The 12887-nt window shown below is 57.9% G+C and carries 16 protein-coding genes and 1 tRNA gene; 2 read left to right on the top strand and 15 right to left on the bottom strand.

Annotated elements, in window-relative coordinates:
• Window positions 1-125: 125 nt before the first annotated feature.
• The 7 genes from HBA49_RS01880 to HBA49_RS12855 form a co-directional block, all read right to left on the bottom strand.
• Window positions 126-1256 (bottom strand): alpha/beta hydrolase, encoded by a 1131-nt coding sequence (locus tag HBA49_RS01880; protein ID WP_005525266.1) that lies wholly within the window; start codon window positions 1254-1256, stop codon window positions 126-128.
• 123 nt (window positions 1257-1379) lie between these two features.
• Window positions 1380-1847: a putative immunity protein gene (locus HBA49_RS01875; RefSeq protein WP_005525103.1), complete on the bottom strand. Its 468-nt coding sequence runs from the start codon at window positions 1845-1847 to the stop codon at window positions 1380-1382.
• Between the two features lie 64 nt (window positions 1848-1911).
• Window positions 1912-1984: transfer RNA gene (locus HBA49_RS01870), tRNA-Lys, on the bottom strand.
• A 94-nt stretch (window positions 1985-2078) separates the two neighbouring features.
• Window positions 2079-2345: a hypothetical protein gene (locus HBA49_RS01865; protein WP_005525062.1), complete on the bottom strand. Its 267-nt coding sequence runs from the start codon at window positions 2343-2345 to the stop codon at window positions 2079-2081.
• A gap of 11 nt (window positions 2346-2356) precedes the next feature.
• Window positions 2357-2689, bottom strand: a complete 333-nt coding sequence (locus HBA49_RS01860) for a hypothetical protein (protein ID WP_005525224.1) — start codon at window positions 2687-2689, stop codon at window positions 2357-2359.
• Complete coding sequence (locus tag HBA49_RS01855; RefSeq protein ID WP_040431750.1) at window positions 2686-3327, bottom strand: lysozyme family protein; 642 nt, start codon at window positions 3325-3327, stop codon at window positions 2686-2688. The genes HBA49_RS01860 and HBA49_RS01855 overlap by 4 nt, the downstream gene beginning before the upstream one ends.
• Window positions 3327-4919 carry a MinD/ParA family ATP-binding protein gene (locus HBA49_RS12855; RefSeq protein ID WP_005525494.1) on the bottom strand — a complete coding sequence of 531 codons (1593 nt, stop codon included), beginning with the start codon at window positions 4917-4919 and terminating at the stop codon, window positions 3327-3329. Before HBA49_RS12855 ends, HBA49_RS01855 begins: the two co-directional genes overlap by 1 nt.
• 103 nt (window positions 4920-5022) lie before the next feature.
• On the opposite strand from HBA49_RS12855, the gene HBA49_RS01845 reads away from it, so the two are divergent.
• Both HBA49_RS01845 and HBA49_RS01840 read left to right on the top strand, forming a co-directional pair.
• Complete coding sequence (locus tag HBA49_RS01845) at window positions 5023-5820, top strand: hypothetical protein (protein ID WP_005525148.1); 798 nt, start codon at window positions 5023-5025, stop codon at window positions 5818-5820.
• An 87-nt stretch (window positions 5821-5907) separates the two neighbouring features.
• Window positions 5908-6420, top strand: a complete 513-nt coding sequence (locus tag HBA49_RS01840; RefSeq protein WP_005522302.1) for a hypothetical protein — start codon at window positions 5908-5910, stop codon at window positions 6418-6420.
• A gap of 17 nt (window positions 6421-6437) precedes the next feature.
• Here HBA49_RS01840 and HBA49_RS01835 read toward each other — a convergent pair whose 3' ends face one another.
• From HBA49_RS01835 to HBA49_RS01800, 8 genes are all read right to left on the bottom strand, one after another.
• Window positions 6438-7088, bottom strand: coding sequence for a response regulator (locus HBA49_RS01835; RefSeq protein ID WP_005524790.1), 651 nt, complete (start codon window positions 7086-7088; stop codon window positions 6438-6440).
• Entirely contained in the window at window positions 7085-8173 is a 1089-nt protein-coding gene (locus HBA49_RS01830) for a sensor histidine kinase (protein WP_005525024.1), read from the bottom strand. The genes HBA49_RS01835 and HBA49_RS01830 overlap by 4 nt, the downstream gene beginning before the upstream one ends.
• Window positions 8174-8178: 5 nt before the next feature.
• Complete coding sequence (locus HBA49_RS01825) at window positions 8179-9396, bottom strand: DUF418 domain-containing protein (RefSeq protein WP_005525139.1); 1218 nt, start codon at window positions 9394-9396, stop codon at window positions 8179-8181.
• Between the two features lie 62 nt (window positions 9397-9458).
• On the bottom strand, window positions 9459-9938 hold the full coding sequence (locus tag HBA49_RS01820) for a hypothetical protein (protein WP_005522298.1): 480 nt from the start codon (window positions 9936-9938) through the stop codon (window positions 9459-9461).
• Window positions 9935-11098: a DUF418 domain-containing protein gene (locus tag HBA49_RS01815; protein ID WP_005525150.1), complete on the bottom strand. Its 1164-nt coding sequence runs from the start codon at window positions 11096-11098 to the stop codon at window positions 9935-9937. Before HBA49_RS01815 ends, HBA49_RS01820 begins: the two co-directional genes overlap by 4 nt.
• 50 nt (window positions 11099-11148) lie before the next feature.
• Window positions 11149-11559 (bottom strand): DUF1877 family protein, encoded by a 411-nt coding sequence (locus HBA49_RS01810; protein WP_005525331.1) that lies wholly within the window; start codon window positions 11557-11559, stop codon window positions 11149-11151.
• 213 nt (window positions 11560-11772) lie between these two features.
• Window positions 11773-12258 (bottom strand): hypothetical protein, encoded by a 486-nt coding sequence (locus tag HBA49_RS01805; protein WP_005525442.1) that lies wholly within the window; start codon window positions 12256-12258, stop codon window positions 11773-11775.
• Window positions 12259-12334: 76 nt separating this feature from the next.
• Window positions 12335-12811 carry a hypothetical protein gene (locus tag HBA49_RS01800; RefSeq protein WP_225866114.1) on the bottom strand — a complete coding sequence of 159 codons (477 nt, stop codon included), beginning with the start codon at window positions 12809-12811 and terminating at the stop codon, window positions 12335-12337.
• Window positions 12812-12887 lie beyond the last annotated feature (76 nt).

The raw sequence follows: 12887 nt of genomic DNA, 5'->3' as shown, positions 1-12887 counted from the left end.
TGACTTATCGAGGCAGGCGATATCGTCAGTATAGAACGATCCAGGTCAGGGCTGGTTTTCAGGTGCCCCCGTTACCATCACCCCCATAACCAAACCAGCCACACATACCATTGCAAGCAATTTTACTACCCCCATTTTTCTGCTAAAACGTCCACGGCGTAGATGAAAATGTCTGGTTTTTCGGCGTGAATATCGTGCCCGCTGTCCACGTTGTCGATAAGCATGCGGTGTTGTTCCGGCAGGAGCGAGTACACGCGCTGGGAATCCTTGTCATCCATGGCAGAAAGCAGCACCCCATTGTCGTCGTAGTAGCTGCCAATCTTGGCGTCGGGGCCCACGTGCAGCAGCACGGAGGGGCAGGTGACCGCGCGCAGGGTTTCTACCTGGTCGAAGTCCGTAAACCAGGAGTAATCGTAGAAGGTGTCCCCGAAGCGCAGATCGTAGCTGCCGGTGCCGTCCTGCATGTTGGCGGTGAGGTCGTAGATTTCGTTGATTTTCCACCCGGGCGGGTAATACCAAACCCGCGGTATTTCATGCGGCCGCCTGTCCAGGCGTTTCAGGGCGGGCTTTCTGACTAGGTTGTCAAAGTTTTTCTCCCCGAACAGGTGGGCGAGGTAGGTGTGTTCCAGTGAATAGCGGGTGAAGTTTGGTTCGCCGCTGGCGAGGAAGTCGTGCATGTCTTTGAAGCCGTGGCCGGCGAAGGTTTTGGGCGCCCGGTCGGGTTCCGTCGAAAAGAATGGCGCGTCCTCGATGACCAGGCCGCGGACCATGTCGGGTGCGGTGGCCGCCACGAGCGTCGCAATGAGCCCGCCGGATGAATGGCCGGAAACCACAACTGGGTCTTTCACCACATTATTGATAAACCACACGATATCGTCGCTGTTTGCCCGCGCGGTGTATTTTTTCGGGTCTTTGCTGGAACCGCCGTGCCCATAGCAATCCACCGCAAACACATGGTAGCGGCTGGATAGTTCGGTGAGCACCTGCGAGTAATCCTGCCATGACACCTGCTGACCGTGGATGAGCAGCAGCGGAATGCCGTTGTTGGGCCCCTCGCCATAATTTATCACCGACTTATCGGGCAGTACCGCTTGCTTTTCGACGAACCCCGCGTGGCGGATCTGCCGCGTCCGGGCCCGATCATAGGTGAGGTTATGGTAGGCGAAATAGGCGATAGTGCCGGACAAAACCACCACCATTGATGCCAATAATATAAAGAATTGCTGTCGCATCATGGTGATCCGTTGGGAAAACATTCTGTGGCTCCTTCACTACGGGATCTATTTTTCACCAATAGTGATCCCGTTCATGTTCTTAGCCTATGTCACGTACACCAGCGCAACCATGTATTACCCGCATCGTAGGGGAAACCGCAGGGTTTATAGTGCTGACAGCAGGGTGATTTGGTGTTCCCGCTCGGCACGAACCGCCGCCATGTCCCCCGGTTTTTGGGTATTGATAAAAGTCACCGCGAAATCTGTTGCCCACAATCCATGGTATTTCACGTGTGGGCTGGCCGTTATTTGAGCCATGGTACGCAGAAACCGCACCGTCACCGGATCGGTTGTTTCCTTAGCGAGCCGACCGATGCGGAAGCTACAGTTGCGGGCCTCATGGTAGTTTGCCTCGCCAGCCAACCACCGCCGCATGCCAGCATCGGCGTCCGCAATATCCTCATGGTAGGGGTAGGGAAAACCCGCAACATTATGGAGGTGACGGGCATAATCGCGGCAAAACTGGACGATCTGCTGGTGGGTTTTCGCATCATATAGTTCAATGAACCGGTTCCGCAGTTTCTCATCGTCGGCAATGCGCCCCAATGGCCGTTGGTAGGCATAAATATCCATCTCGTTCTCCCCTCGTAACGCTTAAAACCCCCACCCAAAAGCTTGTGGGTGAGGGTTATCATTGTGGGCCCTGTGGGGTTCGAACCCACGACCTGCGGATTAAAAGTCCGTAGCTCTACCAACTGAGCTAAAGGCCCCCGCCGTAATCTGTGTTGACGACAGTAGAAAATTGTAGCTTATCCCGCACCATTTGGGAAATCCCAAGCTCAAGCCCACCACAATGGTGGTTTTTTAAAACATTTGCATGAGCTTGGCCCCACCGATGCATGCCACGATGGAAATGCCGGCAATGATCGCCGAAGCGTACAAAATCATGGGCGACCGCGGCTTCATGACCGGCTCGTACTTGCCGAACCGCAGCGCGGTAATGGCAAGATTCATGCGCAGCTTATGCGCCTGCACCGCGGCCCGATGGTCACGTTTCGGCTGCTGATCGGCGGTTTTCCGGCCGGGCTTCGCCGAGGTGGCCGGGCCACCGGGAATGTTGGGGGTGGTCATGGTTTCTCCTATCAGAAGCCGCGCGGCAGTGGAATAGTGATGGCGGGTTGGGGTGCTGGTGCGGGCGCCGGCGCCGGTGGTGGCGGCGCCGGGGTGGGGGTGGGCGCCACGGTTTGTGTCACCGTCACCGGCGGCTGCGACGGCACGGGTTGAGGCGCAGGCTGCGGCGCCGGCTCGGGTTTCTTCTCCGTCGAGGGCGGCGGCGTATACGATTGCGGCAACTCCGGCAGCCTACCCAGAGGCGGAATGACCTGCTCCACGGGTTTTTCCTTCGCCGACCCGGGTTCGCCACAGCCCGCCAATGCCCCACACAGGACCACCAATAAAACGAGTCTTTTCATCATCGGGAATACTTCTTTGCGATCGCATGAACATGCTTGACAAACTCTGGATTCGCATTGATCTGTTGCACACCATTGGCCCACCCGTCGGGGGTGCTCGGGTCACCCACGGAGCACAAAAACCCGGCCAGCGTCAACGAAGCATCATTAATGTTATCCGGGTTGGGTTTCGCATCGGGTTCGACAGCAGCGTTGAACTGCTCCCATCTGCTGGGCATGATCTGCAATGGACCAATGGGAATGTCCTTGGTGGGGTCGCCGTCGAAAAGCCCGGCGTCGGTGTCGGCAACCTCCTGCGGGTGCGCGGGATCAAACAGATTCAATCCGCGCAGCGGGACGGTCGTGGTGCCATCATCACCCAGCTGGGAATCATTCGCACGCCCATGATTACTCAACGACTCCCCCAACGCCGCCAACGTCGGCCAACCCAGGTTACAGTTCTTTTGCTTTGCGACGGCCCACGCCGCGTAAGCATAGGCCCGCAGTGCCGTTTCGGGAATATCGTAAGGGCCGGAACGCTTATGGGACCAGTCCTGCACCTGCTCAATCTGCCGGTGGGTGGGCGGCAGCGGCGGCTCCAACCGATCCACGCAGGCGGTCGTCGTCAAGCAGCAACAAACCACAATAGCGATGCGTTTCATCACTGCTCGCCTGACGAGTGTCGATGCCACCGGTCGAAATCCTCCGCCACAATAGCCGCAAGCTCCTTATAGGCCCGCATGGTGTTTTTCGAAATAAGATCCAAATCCACAACCGCCCCCTCGGACAAATGCCGGTCGAACGGTATCACCTGCACCGCCCGGGTCCGCGACCGGAAATGGCTAATGAGCTGGTCCATGTCGATCGTGGCCTGCCCCGGGTGTGCGCCGGAAATCACCACCACGGAATTCGCCGCCAACTGCTCATAGCCGTGCAGATTCAACCAATCCAACGTCGCCGAAGCCGATTGCGCACCATCAAGCGCGGGGGAGCTGACCAGAATCAACGTGTTCGCCAAATCCAACACCCCGGCCATGGCCGAATGCATCAACCCGGTGCCGCAATCCGTGAGAATCACATTATAGTGATGCTGCAAAATATCAATGGCCCGCCGATAATCCATTTCGCTAAAACTTTCGGAAAACGCCGGGTCGCGTTCCGAACCAATCACCTCCAGGCGAGACTTCGCCTGCGTGGTATACGACCGCACCTGCGGATACCGTGACGTATCCGTGGCCGCCAACAAATCCCGAATGGTAGACGGGCCCGGCGCGGCCACACGCTGCGCTAATGTCCCAAGGTCGGGGTTGGCGTCGATGGCGATGACCCGGTCACCGCGCAGGCTAGCGAACACACCACCCAGGGTGACCGTGGTGGTGGTTTTTCCCACACCGCCCTTGAGGGACATGACGGCAATGCGGTAGTCGCCTCGTAAGGGTGTTTGGATTCGTTGTAATAGTTCATCCGCCCTGGCGTTGCGGGCGGAGTCTCCCGGGTTGATGTAGCCGCCGGTCATGCCGTGGACGAATTTCCGCCAGCCGCCCTTGGGGGCGCGCTTCACCGGGTTGACGATGACCGACTGGTTGAGCGCGTTCGGCGGGGTGAGGTCGTATTGGCCGGGGCTGGAATGCTTGCCCACTATCGAACTGGGTGGGGGTTCTGGTGGCGGGCTGGTAGGGGTGACGGCTGGTTGTTGTTGGGTGGGTGGCCCGGTTGGGGGTTGGGGTGGTTGTTGTGGCTGCGTAACCTGCTGCGACCCGGCAGTGCGCGATGATGGGGCCGGCGGGAGTTCGGAGGGTGGGAATGGGCCTGGTGGCAGGGGTGCCTGCTCATACATGTATGGTGTGTCATTCCCGTAGGGGGTGCTGTGGCGGGAACCACGGGATTCCGACTGTTGCTGCCGCTGCTGCCGCGACTGTTGTTGTGGTTGTGTGGTTGGTGGGTCTTTCGGCTCCGGCACCGGTTTGGGTAGGGGTTCCGGCTCGGCCGCAGGTTCCGGCTGCGGTTGTGGTTGTTGCTGCCGCCATGTGGGCTGTGACTGTTCCGACTGGGATTGTTGCTGTTGTTGCGGGGACTGTTGTGGGGTTTCCGGCTGCGGGTTCGGCTTTGGCTGCTGTTGCGACTGGGGCTGTGGTTGGGGTTGTTGCGGTTGGAGAGATACAGGGTCCTGCTGTTGTGCGGGTGTGGTGTTATTCTGGCGGGCAACGCTTAACCAGGCGGGCATATTGGCATTGTTTCCGGGTTGGTCGTTCATAAAAAGTATCTCCCCAAATCGTGCCGTGCTGTGGCTAGACTCTATATCCTATAGGTTGTAACTCTACTGTAACCCCATGTTCGAACATAAAGGAGGGTAGCTCGTGTCGTTTCGATTCACTCCCCACTTTATTCGGCGATTGTACTGGTCCGATGGTCTTGCACAGGCTGGTCGAATACCACCGTACGACACCGACAGGGCCCTGATTGTTTCCGTGGCCGCAGTAGACGATCGGATTCTCACCACCCCCACCGCGGCACTGATCGCCAAGCTGGTCAATGCCGTGTCCGAAAACCCCGTGGCCATTATCGACACCGATGGCATGAACCAGCCGGTGCGGGCCGCACTCGGCGCCCACCGGGGTGGGGACTTTTTCGGGCTCGTCAACCAGTCCGCCCACGATCTGCAACGCGAACAGGTTGCCGCATTCGTCGACTGCACCGGCAAGGTGCCCACCCTGGCCGTGAGCATGTCGCAGCCGAAACCGATAAGCCCCACCGACCTACAGGCGGTACTGCCCCGAATCCAGCACCGGTGGCCCACCGTCATCATTGACCTGCCGTTTACCACCAGTAACGAACTTATTTTTGCCGGCACCGAACTGGCAAACCATGTGGTGTTGCTTGCCGACAAGCACACCACCGATTTCAGTTGGTTGTACCATGGGGATCACGCGCTTGCACACCGGGCACAAGCGGGGGCGGTTACCCCCATATTGGTAGGGGCGACGAGTAAACAGGCCTTGGCTGCCGGCGCCGTGGCCCTGCCCGAAGTCGACACCCGAACCACCGCCAGGGAGGAGATTACCGTGAAGACTTCCCCGGAGGCACTGAGCATGTACCACCGATTCTTATCGCGCCTCTACCCGGAGCGAAAAACCCGGCTCACACAATCCATCTAGCTGCACCAGCCCATTCCGCTAAGACAAAAAGGTACAATTAGGGAGGACAATAAGTTGTATTAGCTAGATAGGTCGAAGTAGGCGGATATGTGTTTCGATTCAGATGCCGAGATCATCGCCGGTACATCGCTCGGCGGAGTGAAGCTGCTGGATCATGTCACCACGTATTGGGATGCCCTCGACAGTACCTATACCACTGTTCCCACAGTCACTCCCACATACCGGCTCGATGGGTATCACACGGCAGTATACACCCTGGTGAATCATGCCATTGAGCTTCATGTGCATATTCTCACCGGGCTCATCTATAAACTGGTGGCACTGCCCGGCTATGGTGGCAAGTTCAAAAAGTCCATTAGTGTGGGCATGCCCATTTACCAAATCCACGATTTAAACATTGACATAAAATTCGACGACGTGGAATCCGGCTTTTACATCCCCGGCACCCCCGGCATTTTATTCGAACCCGACCTAGAAAACTCCTGGCCGGAGGATTCCCCAGTGCTTGGCGTTGGTTGTATCACCATCTACGATGAGGACTATATTGACCATTCCAACGAGTACGGGATTGAATACGCCCTCAACCATAGGCCGCGTTGAGCAGCACCCGCCCGGGTTTAAAGCCCCACTTTCCGGGCAATAATCGCCAGCGCCACCCGATCCCGGGCATGGACCTTGGCCAGCAGGTTACTCACGTGGGTTTTTACCGTGGTTGCGGAAATCACCAGTTCCGCGGCGATTTCCGCGTTTGTTTTGCCCTCCCCAATGGCGTGCAGCACCTCCATTTCCCTGGGGGTGAGCAGCGATAATCCCTGCTGGACGTGGCTGGGCAGGGTGTCTGCGGCGACCGTGAGCGCGCCGGGAAGAATGTGGCCCACGACGTCGGCGGCGAGCACGGTTTGACCGGCGGCGACGGTTCGTACCGATTCGATGAGGGTTTCCGGGTCGGCGTCTTTGAGGAGGAACCCGTTCGCCCCGGCGGTGAGGGCCGCTTTCACGGTGTCGGGCACGTTGAAGGTGGTGAGCATGACTATTTTGGGCGGGTTGGGTTTGGCCCGGATTTTCTTCAGGGCGGCCACACCGTCAAGTTTTGGCATGCGCACATCCATGAGTATGAGGTCGACGGGGGTGTGGGCTACGGTGTCGACTGCGGCTTGGCCGTCGTGGACGGTGGCAACGACCTCCAGGTCGGGTTGGGACCCTAGGATCGTCGCTAAGGCGCGGCTGAGGAGAACTTGATCGTCTGCAATGAGGATTTTAACGGTCATGGTGTTTCCCGGGGGAGTTGCGCAATTGTTGTGGCGGTGTGCCCGTCGAAGGCGAATTCGAATGTGCCACCGACCGCCTGCGCCCGCTCGTCGAGGCTGGGCAACCCCACGCCGGTGCCGCTGCTGTCCGGTTTTTTGGGTCCATGGGAAACCACAGTAATCGTCACGCACTCCCCCACCGCAATGTCCACGGTTACCTGCGGGTTTTCTTGATGCTTGACGACGTTCACCAGGGTTTCGGTCACGATCCGGTGGATGGCCAGCCGCAGGCGGATCGGCAGGTCCGTGAGCGGGTCGGTTCGGGCGGTGATGTCGAGGCCGCTGTCGTGGAATCGGCGGATCACATCGCTCATGTCCATGGTGTCGGGGATGTCGTCGCTGCGGAGTGCTGCCACGATGGCCCGCACTTCGGTGATGCCGGCCCCGGATATTTCTTGGATGCTGCGTAATATGTCCGGTGCCTGTTCCGGGGCGTACAGGCCGGCAGATGCCTGCATGCGAATCAGGGTGAGGGTGTGCGCCAGGGCATCGTGAACCTCCGCGGCAATGCGGTTGCGTTCCAGCAGCCGGGCTTCACGCACCGCCTCGCGTTCCCGGGTGATTTCTGTTGTGCGGTTCGACCTGCCCCACAGGAATATTGCGCCGATGATTGCCCAGTGCGCCACCATTGTGACCACAAGGTCAATGCCGTGGATTCGGATGAGGCCGTAGCCGAAATCGTACTGGTGGACCCGCCACATCAAGGGCGAGACGAGTGATGCCGCCGCGAGAAGCAGAGCGAGCCCTTGGGGCCATCGTGGTTCCAGACGTTTGTCCCGCGCCCACTGGTAGAGGATCATGGGTGCGAGCAGGAATGCCGGGGAGATCCCCATGTTGTTCGGGAGTCGCCACAGGAAGAGAATCTGCATGATTCCCAGGCAGCCGATCATAATGATGCCCATGGTCAGGGGGTGTTTCTGCCACAACCAGCCGGCCACAGCCATGATGATAATCAACCCCCATTCCACGCCGAACAGAAGCGATGGGCTGGCGACCAACATGAGGGTGGACATGATGGCTATGAGTAGTGTTACGCCACGAATCATGATTGTTATGATGTCGCACCGGTAAGGAATTGGGTACCTTCCGTGGGAGGATTTTGCTCCGCCGCGGGGAGGATCGCCGCCCGGGATGTTTTGCTGTACCCGATGCGCCGGTGCAGGGTTTCCAGGGGCCCGCGCTTGCTGACGGTGCGGGACCACGTGTAGGCGAAGATCAGGGTGAGCAGCCACACGCCGGCCCCGACGGACATTGCGGCCGCGGCGCCGCTGCCGGAGCCCAGGCCGAGGAATCCCCAGGGCACCACCAGGGCAATGAACAGCACGGATTGCAGCACATATCCGGTCATGGACATGCGGCCCAACGCAACCAACATACGCACCGGCAGGGTGTGGACCCAACCCCGGCGCTGTAACCATTGTGCGATATAAAATACCCAGGCAATCATGCCCAAACCCACGAGCTGACCAACCAGTTGGTTGAGGGTAAACCAGGCGGGTTCACCACCGATCACGCCGATGCTGGCCAGCCCGAGGGGAATGCCCAGGCCGAAGCTGACCACCACGGCCAGCCCCGCGCACCAGCGCATGAGCCGCCGGTACGGTTCGGGGTTTTCCAGCATGCCACGGCGGCCGGCGATAAATCCGACCAGGACCATGGGCAGGACGGTGATGATATCGAGGAGATACATGATGGGGGTTGCCTGCACCAGGAAGGTGCCGGGGCCCAGCTGGTCCACGAAGTAGCCGTGCCCGTACGGGTTGGCCCGGTCTTCTCCCGTGGGCGACAAGATGGAGTGAATGAAAAACGCGGTGCTGGCGAGGTAGAGCACGCACGTTACGATGATGAGAGTTTTATCTTTGTATTTGGCCAGCGGCACGATCGTGAGCGCCATGAGCGCGTAGGTGAGCATGATGTCGCCGTAAAACAAGAAAATCATGTGGAGCACGCCGATGAGCGCCAATGTGGCGTACCTACGGGTGAGGACTCGCTTGTACCGGCTTCCGTTGCGTTGTTCCCGCACCAAGATCATGCCAACGCCGTAGCCCAGGAGGGTGGCGAACATGGGCAGGCCACGGACGTGAACGAAAATTGCGCCGATCATGATGGCGATTTTGTCCCACAGTGAATCATGAGCAATGATTCCAATGTGACCTGGCATGGGATGGTTGATATTTGTTGTCCACACGGTCACCGCATTAGCAACCGCGATGCCCAGCAGCGCCGAACCGCGCGCCAGGTCTGGGGTGAGAATTCGGTTATTCGTCATGCCCTTCAGTGTTGGGCATGCAGCTTGACGACGGCACCGCCTTGGGAAGGATATTTCTCCTCCTAGCGACGGGTGAGGCTGGGCGCCTTTTCGATATAGTCCTCGTTAAAAACGGTGATGCGATCAACGTTAAGGTGTGGGAACGCCGAGGGCCACGGGTGGGGGATGTCAGGTTCGAGGAGGATCCCCGGATGGTCGGGAAACCGGAAACCGGATTCGGTGTCGTCGTACTCTAGCTCCAGATCTACCTCCCGAATGGGGGTACCAATGCCGACGGCGTCGTGAAATTTGCCGCGGTAAGTGGGCAAGGTGGAAAGCTTATATATGAGACCAGTGGGGGCGTGAACGTGAAGTTCTACCGCGAAGTCGTCAAGCCGGTAGGTGATGGTGTGGTAGTTGTCCATGTGATAGGGCAGGTTATCACCATAGCGATGAAAAAAATGTTCGTTGATGTACTCCCAGTGGATAGCAATGGGGTCGAGGAGCGTTATTCCTCCCAATGACACACCAGCGATGATGTCAGCATTCGAATCAAAGCTCATGACCTCCCATTATACCGTCGTAAAGCGGTCGTTGGGCGGCTATAGCCTAAGCGTCGATGTATGGTTTCGAGGGGGCCTCGCCGACCCGTCAGGGACCAGGCGTAAACGATAATGAGGGTCAGAAACCACACCGCAACCCCCATCAGCATTGCGACTGCGGCACCGCTACCGGACCCCAAACCCAGCCCCCACGGCAGTACCAGTGCGGTAAACAGCACGGATTGCAGAACATAGCCGGTCATGGACATGCGGCCCAGCGCAACCAACATGCGCACCGGCAATACGTGTTGCTTATGGTGCTGCTGCAACCACCGCGACAGGTAGAACAGTAACACCACCAAACCTGGACCGGTCACAAGTCCAGCAACCCGATTGATTGCAGACCAGACGAGTTCACCCCCGATGACCCCCATGCTGGCCAACCCCAGGGGGATGCCAACGATGAAGCACACGGCCACGGCGATGATCGCCCACCAGCGCATGATCCGCAGGTACGGTTCGGGGGTTTCCAGCATGCCGCGGCGGCCGGCGACGAAACCCACCAGGATGGCGGGCATGATTGTGGTGGCGGACGATACATATTGGACGGGGAACGTCATGAGGAATGTTTCACCCATGACCAATTGGTCTTCAACATAGCCCAGGCCGTAGGCGCTCGTGCCGGTCCACCCCAGCAGGGTGAGGGCCGCCGTGACCCCACCGCCGGCAATCCATAGCACGCCGGCCACGGTCAGGAGGAGCCGATCGCTGCGGTTGGCGATCATGGTGACGTGCAGGGCGAGAATGCCGTACATGAACATGATGTCCCCGAAGAACAGAAACACGAGGTGGATCAGCCCCATGGCGGCCAGTGCCGCGTAGCGCCGGGCCAGGATCCGCTTGTAGGGGTTCTTTCTGTGGTATTCCCGCACCAGGATCATGCCCATGCCATAACCCAAGAGGGTGGCGAACATGGGCAGGCCCCGAACGTGGATGAACATGGCGCCGATCATGATGGCGATTTTGTCCCAGAGGGAATCGTTCATCACTATGCCAATGTGGGTGCCCACCATGGGGTTGTCAATGTTGGTTGCCCACACGGTCACGGAGTTGGCGACCGCAATGGCCAGCAGCATGATGCCCCGCGCCACATCCGGCGTCAGGATTCGATGAGTCGTCATCCCTACAGTTTTACCGCACGCTTGACGACGCCTCACGCCGGCGGATCCCCCTAGTTGACGACAATGATAATGGCGTCACCCCGGTTGGCGGCGGCCTGGTAGAACCGGGTGAGCTCCGCCACCGCATCAGCCACGTATTCGGGTGGGGTGTCAGAATCGAGCTCGTTGGCTGCGGCGGCCAGCTGGGCCCCGTCCGCGGCGGCCAATGCCGCGGCCTGCTCCGCCACCAGGGTCGGCGGGTTGGCGGTGACTTCTTCATCCCATTCTTGGGTTCCGGCTATTGCGCCCATTATTGGGGATTCCCCCACCACCATGCTGAGCGGACCCCACGCCTTGTCGATATCAGTGGTGGGGTATTCCGCTGATTCCAGCAGCTCATGCACGGCATCAACCTGGTCATCGTCCGCGGCTAACCGGTCGAATTCGGTGGCGGGGACGGCAAGATAATTGAGCACAAACATTGGGGTTTCAGCCTTTCCGATCGCTATTGGTTGATTACAATATGAGGCCCTAGTTTACCGCCCAATGGTGGGGTGCAGGCCGGAAAGACTGGCAACAAGGCTTATTTTATGCTCGCTTCAGTGAACCACCGGACTTTGGTGGGTGATGCAACAATCTACCTCATTGGCGCTGTAAGGTTCAGCGTAGCTACCTGGGATCTGGCCAGTGGGAGTTTATTCTTCTGCCTCATATAGGTGGTATACGTTGGGGTCTAAATCTTCTATCTTGCCGGAGAAAATAGTCTTTATCTCATCATCTACGAGGTCTTTACCCCACCAGCAAATCGTGCTAGGCACATCCTCATACACATAAAAACACACACGCTCATCAACCCACCAGATTCCAGTATCCTCCATGATAGGAACAGAACCAATCTTCACAAGCTCACCAGCAAACTCCTGCGCTGTCATCTCCCCCAACGCGATACCTTCGAACGTGTCCCCTTTGAATAGTTCCCGCAGCTCAACGCTATCAATATCATACGTCATTGGATTTTGAGTTGCACCCATAAGATAACGTTTACCGTCTAGCGGAAGGTAACCCATCACAGACTCAAAACCGAAATCATTACCAGCACGCACAATATCCAAACGCTGCTTCACATCAGCAAACGAATCAGTCACCGAAAACCCAGGAATTCCAGATTTAGTAAAATCCATAATCACAATCCTCACTTACGGTTTATCAGAACCATTGAATCGCCATGTGTATAACCAGGGAATACCGCATGGATGGTTATAAAAGCCCGGATACTAACCCACGATTATTCGTGTCAATGAACACTTCTTCTTGAAGAAACCCAGCCGCACCCGCAAAATCCAGGCGATACACCAAAAACGCACCAGCCTGCATCAACCTAGCAACCACATCACCGGATTCTTCACCAACACCATCCACCGGACGACATTCCTCAACCAAAACCGGCCGAACCCTCGCAGGAAAATCCGCCACAGCCGAAACCATCACCACACCACCATGCGGAAAATCTATCGAGAAAAACGCCCCGGCGGGGTCAGAATCTGGCACGGAACCACGAAATTCGATAAGACCAACAACCGGATTATCTACTAAAAACCCCAATGGGCCAGATGCAACATCCTCAACCCACACCACATGACCTTTATACTGCTGCGCCATCTCCACAAATTCCGAAACCTCAGACAACTGCAAAAACACATACACCCCCATGCCTGCACCCACTTGAGATATCACATGTTCCAGAGTACAAGCCTTATCTGCAAAATCCCGCTCAAACCCATACCCCACAAACATCACTCAACCTCCAGAA

Origin of the sequence: Corynebacterium matruchotii (assembly GCF_011612265.2) — a bacterium.
GTDB classification, from domain to species: Bacteria; Actinomycetota; Actinomycetes; order Mycobacteriales; family Mycobacteriaceae; genus Corynebacterium; species Corynebacterium matruchotii.
Note: the sequence above shows the minus strand (reverse complement) of the source record. Positions and strands in the feature narration are given on the sequence as shown.